19 protein-coding genes are annotated in these 17,844 nt (G+C 36.4%); 13 read left to right on the plus strand and 6 right to left on the minus strand.

Translation table 11 applies throughout. The annotated features are described in order from the left end of the window. The 8 genes from lplA to AC1Q8M_RS01840 all read left to right on the plus strand — a co-directional run bounded on the left by lplA (position 1) and on the right by AC1Q8M_RS01840 (position 7,641). Positions 1–990 carry a lipoate--protein ligase gene (gene lplA / locus AC1Q8M_RS01805; protein WP_016513154.1) on the plus strand — a complete coding sequence of 330 codons (990 nt, stop codon included), beginning with the start codon at positions 1–3 and terminating at the stop codon, positions 988–990. A 139-nt stretch (positions 991–1,129) separates the two neighbouring features. Continuing rightward, complete coding sequence (locus AC1Q8M_RS01810; protein WP_000832165.1) at positions 1,130–1,558, plus strand: hypothetical protein; 429 nt, start codon at positions 1,130–1,132, stop codon at positions 1,556–1,558. 161 nt (positions 1,559–1,719) lie between these two features. Further along, positions 1,720–3,252, plus strand: coding sequence for a fatty acid--CoA ligase family protein (locus AC1Q8M_RS01815; protein ID WP_001055171.1), 1,533 nt, complete (start codon positions 1,720–1,722; stop codon positions 3,250–3,252). Positions 3,253–3,417: 165 nt separating this feature from the next. Next, positions 3,418–3,594, plus strand: a complete 177-nt coding sequence (locus AC1Q8M_RS01820; protein WP_098365590.1) for an S-layer protein — start codon at positions 3,418–3,420, stop codon at positions 3,592–3,594. 175 nt (positions 3,595–3,769) lie between these two features. Further along, positions 3,770–4,825 (plus strand): sulfate ABC transporter substrate-binding protein, encoded by a 1,056-nt coding sequence (locus AC1Q8M_RS01825; protein WP_000758702.1) that lies wholly within the window; start codon positions 3,770–3,772, stop codon positions 4,823–4,825. Between the two features lie 32 nt (positions 4,826–4,857). Further along, positions 4,858–5,685, plus strand: coding sequence for a sulfate ABC transporter permease subunit CysT (gene cysT, locus AC1Q8M_RS01830; RefSeq protein ID WP_001227879.1), 828 nt, complete (start codon positions 4,858–4,860; stop codon positions 5,683–5,685). Positions 5,686–5,696: 11 nt separating this feature from the next. Next, on the plus strand, positions 5,697–6,554 hold the full coding sequence (gene cysW, locus AC1Q8M_RS01835; protein ID WP_061660109.1) for a sulfate ABC transporter permease subunit CysW: 858 nt from the start codon (positions 5,697–5,699) through the stop codon (positions 6,552–6,554). Positions 6,555–6,567: 13 nt separating this feature from the next. Further along, positions 6,568–7,641 (plus strand): sulfate/molybdate ABC transporter ATP-binding protein, encoded by a 1,074-nt coding sequence (locus AC1Q8M_RS01840; protein ID WP_098361194.1) that lies wholly within the window; start codon positions 6,568–6,570, stop codon positions 7,639–7,641. Between the two features lie 41 nt (positions 7,642–7,682). Here the strand turns inward: AC1Q8M_RS01840 and cytK2 are convergent, their stop codons facing one another. Together cytK2 and AC1Q8M_RS01850 are read right to left on the minus strand one after the other, a co-directional pair. Next, a complete protein-coding gene (gene cytK2 / locus AC1Q8M_RS01845) occupies positions 7,683–8,693 on the minus strand; it encodes a beta-channel forming cytolysin CytK2 (protein ID WP_016513148.1) in 1,011 nt (336 codons plus the stop codon). An 80-nt stretch (positions 8,694–8,773) separates the two neighbouring features. Further along, positions 8,774–8,950, minus strand: a complete 177-nt coding sequence (locus AC1Q8M_RS01850; RefSeq protein ID WP_071714124.1) for a TetR family transcriptional regulator — start codon at positions 8,948–8,950, stop codon at positions 8,774–8,776. A 34-nt stretch (positions 8,951–8,984) separates the two neighbouring features. Here AC1Q8M_RS01850 and AC1Q8M_RS01855 point away from each other — a divergent pair, with 34 nt between their 5' ends. Then, positions 8,985–10,091 carry a metallophosphoesterase gene (locus tag AC1Q8M_RS01855; RefSeq protein WP_098361195.1) on the plus strand — a complete coding sequence of 369 codons (1,107 nt, stop codon included), beginning with the start codon at positions 8,985–8,987 and terminating at the stop codon, positions 10,089–10,091. 72 nt (positions 10,092–10,163) lie between these two features. Here AC1Q8M_RS01855 and AC1Q8M_RS01860 read toward each other — a convergent pair whose 3' ends face one another. Continuing rightward, positions 10,164–11,054 carry a CPBP family intramembrane glutamic endopeptidase gene (locus AC1Q8M_RS01860; protein WP_000378922.1) on the minus strand — a complete coding sequence of 297 codons (891 nt, stop codon included), beginning with the start codon at positions 11,052–11,054 and terminating at the stop codon, positions 10,164–10,166. A gap of 276 nt (positions 11,055–11,330) precedes the next feature. Here AC1Q8M_RS01860 and AC1Q8M_RS01865 point away from each other — a divergent pair, with 276 nt between their 5' ends. Then, positions 11,331–12,308, plus strand: a complete 978-nt coding sequence (locus tag AC1Q8M_RS01865) for an HD domain-containing protein (RefSeq protein ID WP_098855629.1) — start codon at positions 11,331–11,333, stop codon at positions 12,306–12,308. 43 nt (positions 12,309–12,351) lie between these two features. Here AC1Q8M_RS01865 and AC1Q8M_RS01870 read toward each other — a convergent pair whose 3' ends face one another. Together AC1Q8M_RS01870 and AC1Q8M_RS01875 are read right to left on the minus strand one after the other, a co-directional pair. Continuing rightward, positions 12,352–13,476, minus strand: a complete 1,125-nt coding sequence (locus AC1Q8M_RS01870) for an anti-sigma factor (RefSeq protein ID WP_098361197.1) — start codon at positions 13,474–13,476, stop codon at positions 12,352–12,354. 5 nt (positions 13,477–13,481) lie between these two features. After that, positions 13,482–13,967: an RNA polymerase sigma factor gene (locus AC1Q8M_RS01875; RefSeq protein WP_098361198.1), complete on the minus strand. Its 486-nt coding sequence runs from the start codon at positions 13,965–13,967 to the stop codon at positions 13,482–13,484. 137 nt (positions 13,968–14,104) lie between these two features. Between AC1Q8M_RS01875 and AC1Q8M_RS01880 the strand changes: the two genes are divergently transcribed. The 3 genes from AC1Q8M_RS01880 to AC1Q8M_RS01890 all read left to right on the plus strand — a co-directional run bounded on the left by AC1Q8M_RS01880 (position 14,105) and on the right by AC1Q8M_RS01890 (position 15,855). Continuing rightward, positions 14,105–15,007, plus strand: coding sequence for an AraC family transcriptional regulator (locus AC1Q8M_RS01880; RefSeq protein WP_000446841.1), 903 nt, complete (start codon positions 14,105–14,107; stop codon positions 15,005–15,007). A gap of 60 nt (positions 15,008–15,067) precedes the next feature. Beyond that, positions 15,068–15,433: a VOC family protein gene (locus tag AC1Q8M_RS01885; RefSeq protein ID WP_000473644.1), complete on the plus strand. Its 366-nt coding sequence runs from the start codon at positions 15,068–15,070 to the stop codon at positions 15,431–15,433. 269 nt (positions 15,434–15,702) lie between these two features. Next, positions 15,703–15,855, plus strand: coding sequence for a hypothetical protein (locus AC1Q8M_RS01890; protein WP_000394945.1), 153 nt, complete (start codon positions 15,703–15,705; stop codon positions 15,853–15,855). A 242-nt stretch (positions 15,856–16,097) separates the two neighbouring features. On the opposite strand, the gene AC1Q8M_RS01895 is transcribed toward AC1Q8M_RS01890, so the two are convergent. Continuing rightward, positions 16,098–17,840: a sensor histidine kinase gene (locus tag AC1Q8M_RS01895; RefSeq protein ID WP_061660112.1), complete on the minus strand. Its 1,743-nt coding sequence runs from the start codon at positions 17,838–17,840 to the stop codon at positions 16,098–16,100. Between the last annotated feature and the right edge of the window lie 4 nt (positions 17,841–17,844).

The raw sequence follows: 17,844 nt of genomic DNA on the forward strand, positions 1-17,844 counted from the left end.
ATGTTATTTATTGATAATAAAGGAATTACAGATCCTAGAATAAACTTAGCGATCGAAGAATATTGTGTGAAGAATTTAGATATTAACGAAACATATTTACTGTTCTACATTAATGAGCCTTCGATTATCATTGGTAAAAATCAAAACACAGTAGAAGAAATTAATGCAGATTACGTAAAAGAAAAAGGTATTCATGTCGTTCGTCGTCTATCAGGCGGAGGCGCAGTATATCATGATTTAGGAAACTTAAACTTCAGTTTTATTACGAAAGATGATGGAGACAGTTTCAGCAACTTCAAAAAATTCACAGAGCCTGTAACGAAAGCGCTTAGTAAATTAGGTGTAAAGGCAGAACTAAGTGGTCGTAACGACATTTTAGCTGAAGGTAGAAAAATTTCAGGTAACGCGCAGTTCTCAACGAAAGGTCGTATGTTCAGCCACGGTACGTTACTATTTGACTCTGAAATCGATCACGTCGTATCAGCGTTAAAAGTAAAAATGGATAAGATTCAATCAAAAGGTATTAAATCAATCCGTAGCCGCGTTGCGAACATTACAGAGTTCCTAAACGAAGAAATGACGACAGAAGAGTTTAGACAACTTCTTCTAGAAACAATTTTCGAAGGAGAAACAAAAATCCCAACGTACGAATTAACAGAAAATGATTGGAAAGAGATCCATAAACTTTCTGAAGAACGTTACCAAAATTGGGATTGGAACTATGGAAAATCACCGAAGTTCAACTTACAACATTCACACCGCTTCCCAGTTGGACAAGTTGATGTTCGTCTTGAAGTGAAAAAAGGAACAGTAACAGAATGTAAAATTTACGGCGACTTCTTCGGTTCACTAGATGTTCATGATATTGAAGAGCGTCTAACAGGCGTTCAGTTCGATAAAGATGCATTCACTGCAGCTTTAGAAGGCGTAGATATCGCACGCTACTTCGGTAACATTACAACAGAAGATTTCTTACATTTATTCTTCTAAAAATGAGGGAGGCTGCCATAAAGGCAGCCTCTTTCTTTTTGTAGTTTTGTCGATATAATTCCATTTACCACAAAATGTATACTTACAGGACATCTGCCTCTTATAAAGGAATATATATATGAAAAGGAGGCGGATCGATATGAAAAGGGTCATACACATTGTAATATTGCTCGGATTCGTCATTGGGATTGCAGCGTGTAACAGTGAAACTTCCTCAAGTCGTACCCTTTTATCTATCGGAAAGCCAGCGCGGGATAATGTTATATATTTTACGCATACAGATAACAAACGAAAGATACAGGATATACAGGACAGGTTTCAAAATAAGGAATGGAAAAGAAATGAAACATTCAGCACTGTTAATAAAACGCCAGATGTCGTCTTATCAATAGATGAAAACAATAAAGGGTTACCGACGTTATATGTTACCGTGTATTTTCATGAAAATGGAGCGGACGTTTTGAATTTGTATGGAGAGTATACGAACTTAAATAAAGAGGAACTTGAAAAGCTTAAAGAAAAGATGAGTGCATATTATCCTAAAATGATTTTTGGTCTAGTGTTATAAATTACTTGTAAATAAAATCCCCTTATTTTTCCAAAGTAAACTAAGAGAAGGTGATCTGTCTATATGCAGTTAATAGAATATCACTTGCTACTTTAATTTTCTTTTAATATAATTAATTTAGAATTTTTAAATATTCTAAATTTTATAAAGGTGGGGTTTTTGTGAATCTCGTTCAATCTTTGGCTGAAACGGCAAAAAAGAAAGGGGATAAACCGGCTTATATATTTATGGATCAGTCGGTCTCATATGACCAATTAAACAAAATGGTCACAAGGTTTTCTAGCAATTTAGCAGAAATGGGCATTGGAAAAGGGGACAATGTCGCATTAGTTGTTGGGAACTCACCACATTTTTTGGTCGGTTTATACGGAACAATGAAAGCTGGAGCAACTGTTATTCCAGTTAATCCAATTTATACAGCAGACGAAATGCATTACATTTTACAAAATGGAGATGTAAAAACAATCATCGTACTCGACGTCCTTCTACCTGTTATACAATCTCTTACAACAAGACTTCCTTCATTAGAAAACATCATCATATGCGAAACCTCATCAGATTTTAACCATACAGAAACCGAAAAAATGAAAACGTTTACTAGTTTTGTGGGGGCTGGAGACTTACAATACGAAGGCCCTGAACTAGATGAAGAAGATGTAGCGGTTATCCTATACACTTCAGGTACAACTGGAAAACCAAAAGGCGCTATGTTAACACATAAAAATTTATATAGTAATGCGAATGATGTTGCGTCTTATTTACAATTTACTGCTGACGATCGCGTCGTTGCGGCACTGCCAATGTTCCATGTGTTCTGTTTAACAGTTGCGGTAAATGCACCGATTGTGAACGGGGCAACAATTTTAATGTTACCGAAATTTAGTCCGAAAGAAGTATTCCGTATTTGTCGCACGTACGAACCAACGATTTTTGCTGGCGTACCGACGATGTACAATTATTTATATTTATTTGAAGAAGCAAGCGCAGAAGATGTGAAGACGCTTCGTCTTTGTATTTCCGGTGGTGCATCGATGCCTGTTGCTCTTCTGCAAAACTTTGAAAAACGTTTTAACGTTATTGTTTCAGAAGGATACGGTTTATCAGAGGCATCACCAGTTACTTGTTTCAATCCGCTAGATCGTCCACGTAAACCAGGATCAATTGGTACAAATATTTGGCATGTAGAAAATAAAATTGTGAATGAACTAGGGGAAGAAGTACCTGTCGGCGCAGTCGGTGAATTAATTGTTCGCGGACCTAACGTTATGAAAGGGTACTATAATGCACCAGAAGATACAGCTGCGACGTTGAAAAATGGCTGGCTATATACAGGTGACTTAGCAAAAATGGATGAAGAAGGTTACTTCTATATCGTTGATCGTAAAAAAGATATCGTCTTAGTTGGCGGTTATAACGTATATCCTCGTGAAGTAGAAGAAGTATTATATACGCACGAATCTGTAGCGGAAGTTGTCGTAATCGGTGTTCCTGACGAAAACTTAGGAGAAGCCGTACGAGCTTACGTCGTTTTGAAGAAAATGAACGTAACAGAAGAAGAACTAATGCATTACTGCACGTTACATTTAGCGAAATATAAAGTGCCGAAAAGCATTGAGTTTTTAATAGAATTACCGAAGAATACGACTGGTAAGTTGTTAAGAAGAGCATTGAGAGAGAAAGCGATGCAAGTGTAAAAATGAGGCAACCATCTTTGAAGGTGGTTGCCTCATTTTTTGTGCATTGATTAAGCTGTGGTGCCATATATTTAAAGCTTCATATGACCAACAAGGAGGAGATATACATAGAACAGAAGGGATTACGCTTACGGCGAGTGCAATATCTTATTTGTGAAATTATGGATGAACTCTGAAAATGATAAGAACGGTAATTTTAATCAAAATGGAGTAATGAACCGTGAATCAATGGCTACGGTGTTAATAAATGCATATAAATTAGAATGGAATGAAAATAGTAAGTTACCAAAAGAATTTGCTGATTTGAAAAATCATTGTGCTCGAAGTATGCCAATATTTTAGTTTAGTAAGAAAATTCAAATTCCAAGTTGACACATATGAATTACAGAATTAAAATGAAAAGAAATCGAATACAAATACATTAGAAGCTAATCAGATAAACTGAAGGCGCACAATGTTCACATTTGTGAATATATTGTGTGCCTTTTTCTATTGTATAAACTAAGGGGGCTTAACGATGAAAAAGTGGGGTAAGACAGCGTTTATGAAAAGTACAGGTGTTTTATTATCAGCAGTTGTACTTTTATCAGGGTGTGGTTCGGCAACATCCACTAGTAATTCTGAAGGAAGTGGAGATAAAAAAACAGTTGAGCTTTTAAATGTTTCTTATGATCCAACGAGGGAGTTATATCAAGATTTTAATAAAGATTTTGCGAAGTATTGGAAAGAGAAGCATGGGCAAACAGTAAATGTAAAACAATCACATGGGGGATCTGGAAGTCAAGCACGCTCTGTTATTGATGGCTTAGAAGCAGACGTTGTTACACTAGCACTTGCTTATGATATTGATGCCATTAGCAAGAAAAAACAACTAGCAGAAGATTGGCAGAAGCGACTTGCGAATAATTCCACTCCATACACGTCAACAATTGTATTTCTTGTTCGAAAAGGAAACCCGAAAGGAATTAAAGACTGGGATGATTTAACGAAAAAAGGTGTGTCTGTCATTACACCAAATCCAAAAACATCAGGCGGAGCACGTTGGAACTATTTAGCGGCGTGGGGATACGCATTGAAAAAATATAATAATAGTGAAGATAAGGCGAAAGAGTTTGTTAGCCAAATTTATAAAAACGTAGAAGTATTAGATTCAGGAGCGCGCGGAGCAACGACAACATTTGTTGAAAAAGGAATTGGTGACGTATTAATCGCATGGGAAAATGAAGCGTTATTATCTCAAAAAGAGCTTGGAAAAGATAAATTTGAAATTGTAACCCCTTCTATTAGTGTACTTGCAGAACCACCAGTAGCGGTTGTAGATAAAGTCGTTGATAAAAAAGGAACGAAAAAAGTAGCAGAAGGGTATCTTGAATATTTGTACTCAGAAAAAGGACAGGAAATTGCGGCGAAAAACTTTTATCGTCCGCGCAATGAAAAAGTAGCAGAAAAATACGCATCCCAATTTCCGAAAGTTCAATTATTTACAGTAGATGAACTATTTGGTGGCTGGAAAAAAGCACAAGAAAAACACTTTAATGACGGCGGCGTATTCGATAAAATTTATCAAAAATAATGCACTGCTAAAGGGGGATGAGGTGAAAGAGGATGAGGAAGAAGCGTGTTTTACCAGGGTTTGGATTATCGCTTGGATTTACAATGTTGTACATGAGTTTATTCGTACTTATACCACTTTCTATCGTATTTATTCAAACTTCACAGTTAGGTTGGAAGAAGTTCGCTGGGGTTATAACGAACGAGCGTGTGTTGCATTCCTATCAAGTTAGTTTTACAACTTCATTTGCAGCTGCTATTGTAAATGCCATTTTCGGTTTATTAATAGCTTGGGTGCTCGTACGCTACAAATTTCCAGGGAAACGACTATTAGACGGACTCATTGATTTACCGTTTGCACTTCCGACAGCTGTAGCTGGTATTACACTTACAACGCTTTATGCGGAAAATGGATGGATTGGGAAAATATTTAGTCTGTTTCACATAAAAGTAGCTTTTACACCACTCGGAATTATCGTTGCGCTTACTTTTATCGGTTTACCATTTGTCGTTCGAATGGTGCAACCAGTGCTGCAAAATATTGATAAAGAAGTAGAAGAGGCAGCTTCGAGTTTAGGTGCATCCCGCTTGCAAATATTTGTGAAAATCATTTTACCAGAGATCTTTCCCGCTCTTCTTGCAGGTTTTTCACTCGCATTTGCAAGAGCATTAGGAGAATACGGATCTGTCGTTTTCATCGCAGGTAATATGCCGATGAAAACAGAAATTGCACCACTGATGATTATGACGAAACTAGAACAATATGATTATGCGGGGGCAACAGCTGTAGCGACCGTGATGCTTATTATTTCTCTCCTTTTCCTTCTTCTTATTAATATGATTCAAAGCTGGAGTAGAAGGCATGAACTAAAAAGTGAATAGGAGGAGAGAAAATGGAACCAACATTATTAGAAAAGAAAATAGTAAAAAGCGTATCAGCTAAAAAAGAATCTAAGCTTGTACCAGGCGTATTAATTACGATTACAGTTTTATTTTTATCTCTCTTTCTATTACTGCCACTCATAACTATTTTTCTAAAAGCCTTTGAAAGAGGGATGGATGTATACATTGCCGCTATTACAGATCAAGAAGCATTTTCAGCAATTAGATTAACGCTTCTCGTTGCGTTAATCGTTGTGCCGCTTAATACGATATTTGGGGTAGCGGCCGCATGGCTTATTACAAAGTTTCAGTTTAAAGGAAAACAAGTATTACTCTCTCTTATTGAACTGCCGTTTGCTGTGTCACCAGTTATCGCAGGATTAGTATTCGTTTTACTTTTCACACCGAGGGGTGCTCTTGGCGAATGGTTACTTGAACATGGAGTGAAACTCATTTTCTCTGTACCAGGTATTATTATCGCAACAATCTTTGTAACCTTCCCGTTCGTTGCACGTGAATTAATTCCCATTATGCAGGCGCAAGGGAAAAGTGAAGAAGAGGCAGCTTTATCACTTGGCGCAAGTGGCTGGAAAATGTTTTGGCGCGTTACGCTTCCAAATATAAAATGGGGTCTTTTATACGGCATGATTCTATGTAATGCCCGTGCTATCGGTGAGTTTGGAGCCGTTTCTGTCGTATCAGGTCACGTGCGTGGCATTACGAACACGATGCCGCTCCATATTGAAATTTTGTACAATGAATATCAATTTTCAGCAGCATTTGCAGTAGCGACGTTAATGTCATTAATTGCAGTGTTTACACTCGTTATAAAAAACTGGATTGAATGGCGAATGGAAAAACGACAATAAGAGGGGGATTACGGTGAGTATTCAAATTCAAGGTGTATCAAAGCAATATGGTACATTTCAAGCACTAACAGACATTCATTTGGATATTCCAAAAGGTGAACTTGTTGCCTTATTAGGCCCGTCAGGTTCTGGGAAAACGACGTTATTACGCATTATTGCAGGATTAGAAGAAGCGGATGGAGGCTCTATTTCATTTGATGGGGAAGATCTAACAGACATTCACGTGAAAAACAGGCAAGTCGGTTTCGTCTTCCAGCACTATGCGCTCTTTAAGCATATGAATGTATTTGAGAATGTCGCTTTCGGTTTAAAAGTAAGAAAGAAAAGCTTAAGACCGTCAGCAGAAGCAATAGAAGAAAAGGTAACAGAATTATTAAAGCTCGTAAAAATGGATGGCTTTGCTAAACGTTATCCAGCGCAATTATCTGGTGGACAACGTCAACGTATTGCACTAGCCCGGGCACTTGCAGTCGAACCGAAAATTTTATTACTCGATGAACCGTTCGGTGCACTTGATGCAAAGGTGAGAAAAGAATTACGCAGATGGCTCCGAAAATTACATGACGAATTTCAAATTACGAGCGTATTCGTGACACATGATCAAGAAGAGGCGTTAGACGTTGCAGACCGCATCGTTGTAATGAATGAAGGTTGCATTGAACAAATGGGAACACCGGAAGAAGTATATGAAAACCCAGCAAGTCCGTTTGTATATGACTTTTTAGGAAATGTAAATTTATTTCACGGCCGCGTTCATAAAGGAAAGCTAAATGTAGGATTGATCGAACTAGAAGCACCAGAGCATAAGCACGTTTCCAACGTAGACGGAATAGCCTACGTAAGGCCGCATGACTTATCAATCTCTCGTACGAAACAAAGTGTAGATGCAATCCCAGCAAAAGTATCTTATTCTCACGCAGTCGGACCTGTCGTATATGTAGAATTAAAACGAGACGAAACAGATGAATATTTAGAAGCAGAAATTACGAAAGAACAGTTCAAACAGCTGAACATTCAAGCGGGTGATTTCGTATACGTACAGCCGAAAGAAGTGAAAGTGTTTATTCCGGAGGATTTTGTAATTTAAATAAAAACCGAACCGTCATCTAAGTGGCGGTTCGGTTTTCTTTATTTTTTCTCTACCAATTTTTTATTCTTCCAATCTAGTGTAAACGATTTGTTAAATGTTTTTTGATCAACGTCTTTTACGTTGTTTCCAACCCAGTTTGCAGTTCCGAATGTGAAGCCTGGACGAAGTTGGTAGTCGTCGGTGTGTTTTGTATAAGCGACTTGTAAGTTAGATTGATCTGTATTTTTTTCAGAGATAACAACAGCAATCATACCAGGAGAGAAACCGCTATTTGTTAGTGCTGGAAGTTGATCCATCGGTATTAAATTACCTTTTGCATCAGATTCATATAAGTATGTGCGAGAGTACATGAACAGTTGGTTTCCATATAAAGAATGATAGGAGTCACGTGTGTAAATACCCCAGTTTTGATTGTTATATCCGTTAAAGAATACGTTCCACTTTACGTTTTTGTTTGTTTGGTCAATTAAATTTGTTTTATAACTAGTTTGTTTATAGCTTACAGAGTCAGACCAAGTGACTTGACCAGTTGCACCAGCTTCACCGCTAGGGCCATTAGGCGTTACAGAAGCTTTAACAGAGCCACCAAGTTGATAAGATACGCTAGATGTTACAGTCGTTTCTTCTACAGCATTTGTAGGTGCTACGTTAAAGAAACGAGCGCTGTTATCTTGAAGGTTAAATGCAACATCATATTGTGAAGGATAACGTAATGTTGCACTAGCGCCAGGGATTGGGTAGTTATCAATAGGTGCATCACTTATAGTAGGATTTGCTTTTAGAAAACTACCAGTTGTATTAATAACGGCAATCTGTTTATCAGCGCTTGGGTCATCGATAAAAGTTACCTTTAAAGACATTGTCATATTATCAGCTTGATCATTATTAAATGTATTATAGCTCGTATGTGTTTTTGCATTTTGCCCGATATCTGTTACAACTTGTGACGTCGTTTGAGCGTAAGCAGCAGGTGTTGAAAGAGTTACAGCGCTACTAGCAAAAACAGCGGATAATGCTAAACATTTTAAATATGTTTTAGAACGTTTCATACAATCACTTCCTTTTATTTTTGTCGATATATGTCGTATTACATTTATATCGTAACATGAAAATAAAACGGAATTGATGGTTATGCATAATTGCATAGATGAGTTTTGAAGGATAAAGATAATAGAATTTTATCCAACACGTAAGACTCAAAAATGTCCATTACAGCCGTTCTTAAAAATTTTAAGACAATATGTTTATCAATGTTCTTATTCTGAAGATTGAAGCGCTTAATATTTACGTTATAAGTGCATAACAAGTTATAATAGAAGAAATCAATAAGGAGGCTGGCTGTGAAGAATCTTCGTTATCTCAATATATTTACCATATTAATTATATACACACTACTTATGTTTTATATCGGCTGGAACGGATGGGTTTGGCTTCATGCGGTATTTGGCTGGGAATCTTGGGGATATTATGCTTTCATAGTCGCATTTATTTCATATGCGTACGTTCTCGTGCAAGTGTTTAAGTTTCTGCCATTTCTGCGAACGATAGGTTCGATTTGGTTTGCGGTTATACAATATGCACTTATGTTGTTGCCATTAGCTGATATTATGGTCTTTCTTTTACAGTTTTCAGTAGAGAAAGAAGCGGCAATTATTTGGATAGGGACGGCTGTGATAGCTGCATTTATCTTTATCTTTGCGTATGGAGTATTTAATGCGTATAGTCCAGTAGTAAGAAAATACGAAGTGCACATACCGAAAAAGGTAGAGGGGCGTAAAAGTTTACGTATTGCGATGGCTTCTGATATGCATTTCGGTAAACTGTCTGGCGTTTCGCATTTGAAAAGACTTGTTCGTCATGTAAATGAAATGGAACCTGATATTATTTTACTGCCAGGTGATATTATCGATGATCATCCAGGAGTATTCATTCAAAAAAACATGGGTCATATTATGAAACAAATGAAAGCTCCATTAGGCGTATATGGTGTTTTAGGAAACCATGAATACTACGGCAGAGCGGTTCCAGAGTTTTTACAAGAGATGGATAAGATTGATATTCGTATTCTTTTAGATGAAGTGCTTACAATTGAAGATGACTTTTATCTCGTTGGAAGAAGAGATAAAACAGAGCGAGATCGCCAAAGCTTTGAAAAACTTATGAGTACAGTGGATAAATCCATGCCAGTTATCGCAATGGATCATCAGCCATTTGAGTTGAAACAGGCAGCGGATGCTGGTGTAGACTTATTATTATCCGGTCATACGCACCGCGGACAAATGGCGCCCAATCATATTGTAACGAGAAGAATGTACGAGCTAGACTGGGGATACGCACAAAAAGGCGCGTTCCACGCAATTGTTTCTTCTGGATTTGGATTTTGGGGACCACCGCTTAGACTTGGTAGTAGGTCGGAGATTGTGCAGGTAGAAGTTACGTTTGAATAAGGTTAAATAAAAGGGATTATACATATTAATCATGTATAATCCCTTTTATTTTTTATTTCTCAATCGCGCTCTTTACTTAAATATAATCTCAATTAGTTGTTGTGGATGTGCATTAATTAATCCATGAACAATAATAATTACCCATACCTTACGATAACGCGCCCACAAATACCCAAGGAATAGACCTACGATACCAAGGTTCACAATGACCGTAGCTGTATCAATATCCCAATGACCAGAGCCATGTAATGCGATATGCCAGCTTGCCCATAACAATGATGTAAGAAGAATAGCCGGCCAAGTACCTAGTAATAATTCCAAACGTGTTTGCAACCAAACTCTATAAAAAATCTCTTCAAGTACACTATTTATAAGAAACCCTACAAGTAAAATGGAGATTAAAATCGTGGGTTCCATTTTCATTGAAACAAATGGTGTAGAGAATATAGAAAAGAAGTTGAAGTAACCCCAGATTATAATGACAATAAGTGGTGTAAACCGATACCATCTATTATCCCCTGTTAATTTTACTGACTTTGGTCGTTCTTTTTCGGGGTTATTTTTATAAAAAAAAAGCAGCATTAATGGAGTGAATAATAATAAAATAATTTTAAATATCATAAACCACAATTGTAATGCCATTCCTTCAAAGTTCGTGGTGAGAAGACAAATCGTGAAGAGGGAGCCACTTAAGAAGAAGATAGCAGTTTGAATTATGATGCGCCTTGGTTCAAATTGTTGAAGGGGATTATAGTTTTTATGATGAAATGGTAGGAAACGGACAAGGAGTATACCGACAATAACAGGGAGCCACTTGTACCAAAAGGGCATCGTGCCCTTATGATCTCCACTGTAACGAATGTTCGTTTCTCCAATCCATATAAGCCAAAAAGATGAAAGCAAAATAATAAGCATAATGATACCGCCAATTAACTTCCCCGCTTTTGGAAAATAACTGTCCATAGTTATCCGACCTTTCATATTATAATTGTAAGTCAGTTTCTAATTGACTTCATTCGCTGCTTTTTTCTTTAGTAAATATGTATTTATAAATCTATTAAAACAAAAAAAGAGGGGTCGTGGAAATATTTTCTTTTTTTTGATTAAATTTGATAAGAACAAGAGGACCTGTTTTTTATAAAAACAGAACGTTTATATTCAAATTACAGAATAGTATATTTACGCTTCTTCAAAAAAGAGATAATATAAAAAGACTTTGCTTGAAAAGGGGGATTGTAAGTGATCATATCAGATGTACTATACGGAGAATTTGAAGTGGATGCAGTGCTAGAAGAATTAATTTTAAGTAAGCCTATGCAAAGACTAAAGGGAATTCATCAAGCAGGCGCAAGTTACTTAATGAACGAGAAATGGAATGTAACTCGTTTTGAGCATTCAGTGGGTGTTATGTTATTGGTGAAAAAACTAGGTGGTTCAGTAGAAGAACAGATTGCTGGTTTACTACATGACGTATCACATACTGCTTTTTCCCACGTGATTGATTACGTTTTTGATAATGAAGATGAAAGTTATCATGAAGAGATATTTAGTTCTGTTGTGAAAAACTCAGAAATTCCAGCGATCCTTGTGAGGCATGGTTATAACTATGAAGATATTTTATTAGATGATTCGAAGTGGACGTTACTGGAAAGGTCAGCGCCCGAATTATGCGCAGATCGAGTGGATTATACGTTACGAGATATGTATACATATGGGTATATTTCTTTAGAAGAAATTCATAGTTTTTTAGAGGATGTCATCGAAGTAGAGGGGAAAATGGTTCTTCAAAATATTGAAATAGCGGAATGGTTTACAGAAACGTATTACAAAGAAGTAATCGATTTCTTTATGGAACCAATGAATATTTACGGAAATGATATGTTAGCGAAAACGTTAAAGGTAGCTCTTCATAAAAGAATTATTCATGCAGATGATTTTCTTCTTGAAGATGAGGAGCTTATTTCGAAATTGCAGCAATGTAATGACCCCGAAGTAGAAGCTTTATTAAGTAAAGTTCATCAAAATGTAAAAGTAAAAGAAGATAGAAATGATTATGATTTACATCAGAAAAATAAAGTGCGTCTTATTGATCCGCTGTTACTTCGTGAAGGGAAAATGGTTCAGTCGTCTGTTGTATCAGAAAAAATAAGAGAGATGAGTGATATCGCTTATGAAAAAGCGGTGAGAGGGATGTATGTGAAAGTGATTTCGAAATAAAAAAGAAGTAGCGCATCTTTTCTAGAGCGCTACTTCTTTTTTATTAATTATCAAACCAATTCCAAATCTCAATATCTCCAAGAGTCGCATAACGTACGTGCGGGGAGTTTTGTAATTTTAATAACTCTTTCGATGGGCCAGTAATAACAATTCCGTATACTTTTACACCGTTATCCTTTACATATTGATAACGTTTATCTAAATTTAGTTCTTTCTCAGAAAGCGCTGCTATTTTGCTTACCGTTTTTTTATGGATAGAAAGGACGCGCATCATTTCGGTTACTTTGTCTTCTTGCGTTTTCTGCCCGTCAGTTTCATTATCGAGGAATCTTACATGTTCTGGAAATCCTATAGCTTCTCCGCCATGTAGGATATAGTCATCTACATTTTTTCTTTCTTGTCCTGTATCTAAAGCGTACCATACAGGAGTTGGAGGGAGTTCTTGTGCTTCAAATATGCTATATAAAAGCGGTTCTAATTCTTTTAAAGTGTAAGCTTTATCAAAAGAAATTGCTACTTCTGCAACGGTTCCATCATGTACTTTTGCAAGTGTATCCCATACTTTTTTTGATGAATCCTTTAAATAATCACCCTGCTCTGTTTTTGGGTGAACAAAGAAGAGTTTTGGTTGATAGAACGGATTCATCCAAGTTCGCTTCTTAACATCTACAGATGATAAGAAGCTTTTTGTTTCTATTGTACCGAGGGGCATTTCTTTTTTACCGACGGTTCGTACTAAATCAAATTGGCTATTCGTACGGAAAAAAGCTTCTACACTTGTTCCGCCCCCCATAACACGGCTATTTGGGATCGTTGCTTCAAGTGCAAGCGAAGGAACCTCTCTAATTTCTTCTAGCCTTTTATCATTATTAGCTTGAAAATAAAAGGCTGATAATACCCCGCCGATTATATAGATAACGATGCAAATTGATAATATAAAACCAAACGTTTGTAAACGATGTTTCCACTTAATCCTCCAAAAAGGAACTTTAAGATCTTTTGGAGGTAACTTTTTCTTAATTGGTTCTGTTTTTGTTAACAGCTCATCTAAGTAAGCTTCACACTCTTCACATGACTCAATATGACTTTCTAACAGTTCTTGTTCATCATGCGTGAGCGTTCCATTTTCATACTTCTTCCATAGTTTTTTAAATTCTGTACACCCCATCCGTATCACTCCTTTATGCTTTTCATTTCTTTTCGTCCCCTGTGTAATTCAATTTTCACTTTCGCTAATGAGAGACCAGTCATTTCTGCTATTTCCTTATAGGAGAATCCATAGTAATCTCGTAGTAGCAGGGCATTTCGTCTTTCGAGCGGAAGAGAAGATAAACTGTCTAACCAACTAGCAATCTCATGTTTTACGAAATATGCATGTTCTGTACTTGGCACGTTTGGTAAATGGAATTCTGCAACTTCTGTTGTTTTATATTTCTTTTCTTTACGATACCAATCGATAAAGGCATTGTAGGCAATTGTAAATAACCACGGCCTAATTTTTTCTCCTTTATAATAGTCAATATGGACGAGCATTCGGTAAAATGTTTCTTGCATGAGATCTTCCGCATAGTGGGAATCTCCGGTTAGGGAGAGAAGATAGCGAAATAAATCTTGCATATGCTCTGAGTAAATTTCTTCTAATGATTGTTTGCGTTTCACTACATTTCCCTCCCTTCATATATAACAACGAAATACATATAAAAAAGTTACAATTTTTTATGGAATTATAGTAAAAAACGTCAAGAATTGGATTGCGTTCTCTTTTATCATAATACATATAAGGCGGGTGAACAGAGATGGAAAGCTATGAAACACAAATTCAAAGGTCAATTGATTATATTGAGGAAGATGTAATGGAAAAACAAACGCTGCGTAATTTAGCTCGCATTGCAGGTTTTTCTGAGTCGCATTTTCATCGTGTATTTCAGGCATTAGTAGGTGATACAGTAATGGAGTATGTTCGAAAGAGGAGGTTAGCCCGGGCAGCTTATCAACTTTCTCATACGGATGAAAAAGTTATTGATATCGCGTTTGAACATGGCTTTCAATCTCACGAAACGTTCACGAGAGCCTTTAAAAAATTATTTCAAATGACACCGAGTGAATATCGAAAACAAGAAATCGAAACACCGATGTATTACAGAGTGAATGTAAAGCAAAGAAAATTAAATCCGTATTTAGGGGGCATACAAATGGAATATCGTATTGTAAATAAACCAGAATTTTTAGTGGCGGGTTATGAACTGAAGACGACAAGTAAAGAAGGGAAAAACCATCAAGACATTCCAGCATTTTGGCAAGAATATTTACAAAAAGATCTTGGGACAACAATTCCGAATCGTAAAGATACGAGCCAATGGGTAGAGCTTGGATTATGTACTGATTTTAATTTAGAAACAGGGGACTTCACTTACATTATCGGAATGGAAGTTACAGACTTTGAAAATGTACCAAATGAAATTGCGAAGCGTACTTTCCCGGCAGCAACATATGCAGTATTTACAACGCCGAAAGTTCCTCATGAAGAAATGGTATCGTCTATTCACCAAACTTGGAATGCAGTATTCTCAGAATGGTTCCCGCATTCAGGATATGAACATTGCGGTGTTACGGAGTTTGAACTGTACGATGAGCGTTGCCACGAAGATAAGAGTGAGTTTGCACAAGTAGAGCTTTGGATACCGGTGAAGAAAAAATAATAGGGTAAGAGCGAATCGTTGGGAGATGGTTCGCTTTTTCATAAAGGGGGAAATGGGAAAATGTTCAAAAAACTAGAATGTGTATCTATACATACGAAAGATATAGAAAGATCAGTTTCTTTCTATAAAGAAATGGGAATGAAGCAAAACTGGATGATAGAAAGAGAACTAGAAGAAGGGGTTATTTGGACGTTAATAGGATTGAAGTTTCCAGATGAGAAAAGTTCAGAGTTAGTAATAAGCAATCATCCGGATATTAATTTTACGGAAGTCGAAGTATTAGTAGAAGATGTACAACAAACGTATGAAAGTTTAAAAGATAATAAAGATGTAAAATGGATTCGCGAACCATTTCCAACAGAATCAGGACATGTTGCAGTAATGGAAGCACCTGATGAGAATGTGTTTGTGTTAGTAGGGAAATAGCTGAAATATGGAGTGACCTTTCATAGTGAGTTATGAAGGGTTATTTTTATCCCGCTATTTGCCGGGCAGCGCGATTGGTGAGGGCTAATAATCAGTGGGGGATGAACAAAACCTCCACTGATTAAAGTTTCACTTTATAAGTGGATTGTTAAATTTGTATTGTTTTATCTGTAATACATATGAAAATGGTAAAATAAAATAGCAATTAAATATTGCGGGTGGAAGGTTATGCCCTTTCTTCATTTTGTGAAGAAAGGAGGTGTAATCGTATGGAATTTCTTTTGCAAATTTTGTTGGAAATTACAAAAACTATAGCTAGAGAAGGTATAGTTTTGGGATTTAAGAAATTAACGGCAAAAAAGCGCAAAAAGAAGACCACCCGTCTGCCTGCGAAGCGTGGGAAGTCTTCTAAGCGCAAATAAGCTTTAGTTGCAACCTTCCACCTTGCGGTAATTAGTTGCAGTGACGGGGTGTTGGAAGCACCTCGTCTACTTCATTTTATGCAAAACTTAGTTAGTTTATACTTCTATTTATAGTATAACAGTTTAGAAATGTATTTGTTAATAGTTTTATTTTTACTTTGTCTCGAAAAAACGATTTACATAATTTCAATTACCGCAAAATTCTCCCAGAAAAGAAAAAAAGACGCCACATAGCATCTTTCCTACGAACGAAACGGAAATACAAGAATAATCGTCGTTCCATTTCCGAGTGCACTATCAACGGAAATTGTCCCGTTATGAGCATGAACGAGCTGTTTTGTAATGGCTAGGCCAAGTCCAGTTCCGATGTTGCTTTCTTCTGTGTTTGTTCCGCGGTAATATCGTTCAAATAGAAGTTCTTTCGTTTTTTCATCCATTCCTTTTCCGTCATCTGAAATGGAGAGTGTAAAGGAATTAGCGTTTTGTGATAGTTTTACGATGACAGTAGTTGTTTCGTTATTATGTTTTACCGCGTTTACGAGTAAGTTTTCGATAATACGCTGAAACCATTTTTCTTCAATGAAATATTGAATTTTATTTGAGCTCGGTACGAATTCAATATTTTGATTTTGGAGTGTTGGATTGTTAATAAATTGCAATAATACTTTTTGAACGAACTGATTGATTTCAACGTTTACGTGTTGGGCAGGAAGGCTGTTATTTTTTAATTGATACGTTAAGCTTAAATCATCAATTAATGTCGTCATATATTGAGATTTCTCTTTCATAACACTACCAAATTGCTGAATATCACGATCAGTCCAGTTATATTGATTCGATTCGAGTAATAATGCGTAGCCATATATAGAGCTAAGTGGTGTTTTTAAATCATGCGTTAGACCGGTAATCCATTCTTCTCGTGTTTGCTGGAGTACTTGCCTCATCGCATCATTTTTTTTGAGTGTAATAGAAAGGTGTTCTAGTGAACTTGTTACATCTCTAAACAAACGGAATGACCATTTTTCTTTACCAGATCGCCGGAACCTGACAGGTTTTCCTTTTTTACTAATAGGTTCTTCATACTTTCCACCAGCGATATTTTTTAGCCAGCGCATCGCATGTAATAACGGTTTCCCGAATTTATTACCGTACCAAATAGAAAGAATGACTAAATAAACAAACACGATAAGAAGGATTAATCCGCATCCGATGAGAAACTTCTTAGTAAATACATCTTCAATTTCGTCATCTGGATAGTAGTGATCATTTTTCGCAGTCACAACGAGAAGGTTGCCACTATTTGCATCGTAAAAGCTAGACGTGTTTTCTTTATGATTCCACGGTTCTTTTTCATTAAGGGCGATTTGTATGGCTGAAAATGTTTTTTTCTTTCCAGCTGGATAGGCAAAAACCTCTTCGCCATTTTGATTAAATATTTGAAGTGCTGCTTTTTCTTTAGACAGTAACTGTTTTTCTTGATCTGTTAATGTGAACGAATCCATCGTTAAAGAGGAGTGATCCTTTTGAATTGCTGTCAGTAACGCATTGCTTTTTAACATACCACCATAAATAACAAGTACTTTCTTTTCTTCTAATTCAATTTCCCAATATGTAAATTTATAATTACTTTCGATATGATGTTGTATATATGCGACTAAAGATGTCTTCGTATAAGCATTCGGAACATCATTTGGTGTATTAAAGTGGTAGAGGATTTTTCCGTTTTCATCTACAACTTGGAGCCAATCATTTTTCTCCTTTATTAAATCTTGCACTTCAGATTGTAACGAAATATGCCCATCTTCTGAAGAGATGTATCTTGAAATTGTAAAACTATCAGAATCTGGAATATTAGGTTCGTATAAAGTACTAGTAAGAAGAAAAATTAAATAAGTAAAAGCAGCAACTACAGCGATAAGTAATGTAACTAAAACAAAAACGTGTTGCATGATAAATTGAATAATAAGTCGTTTATTAAAATTCATATCG

The organism is Bacillus sp. GW823-FHT06A10, from assembly GCF_058795375.1.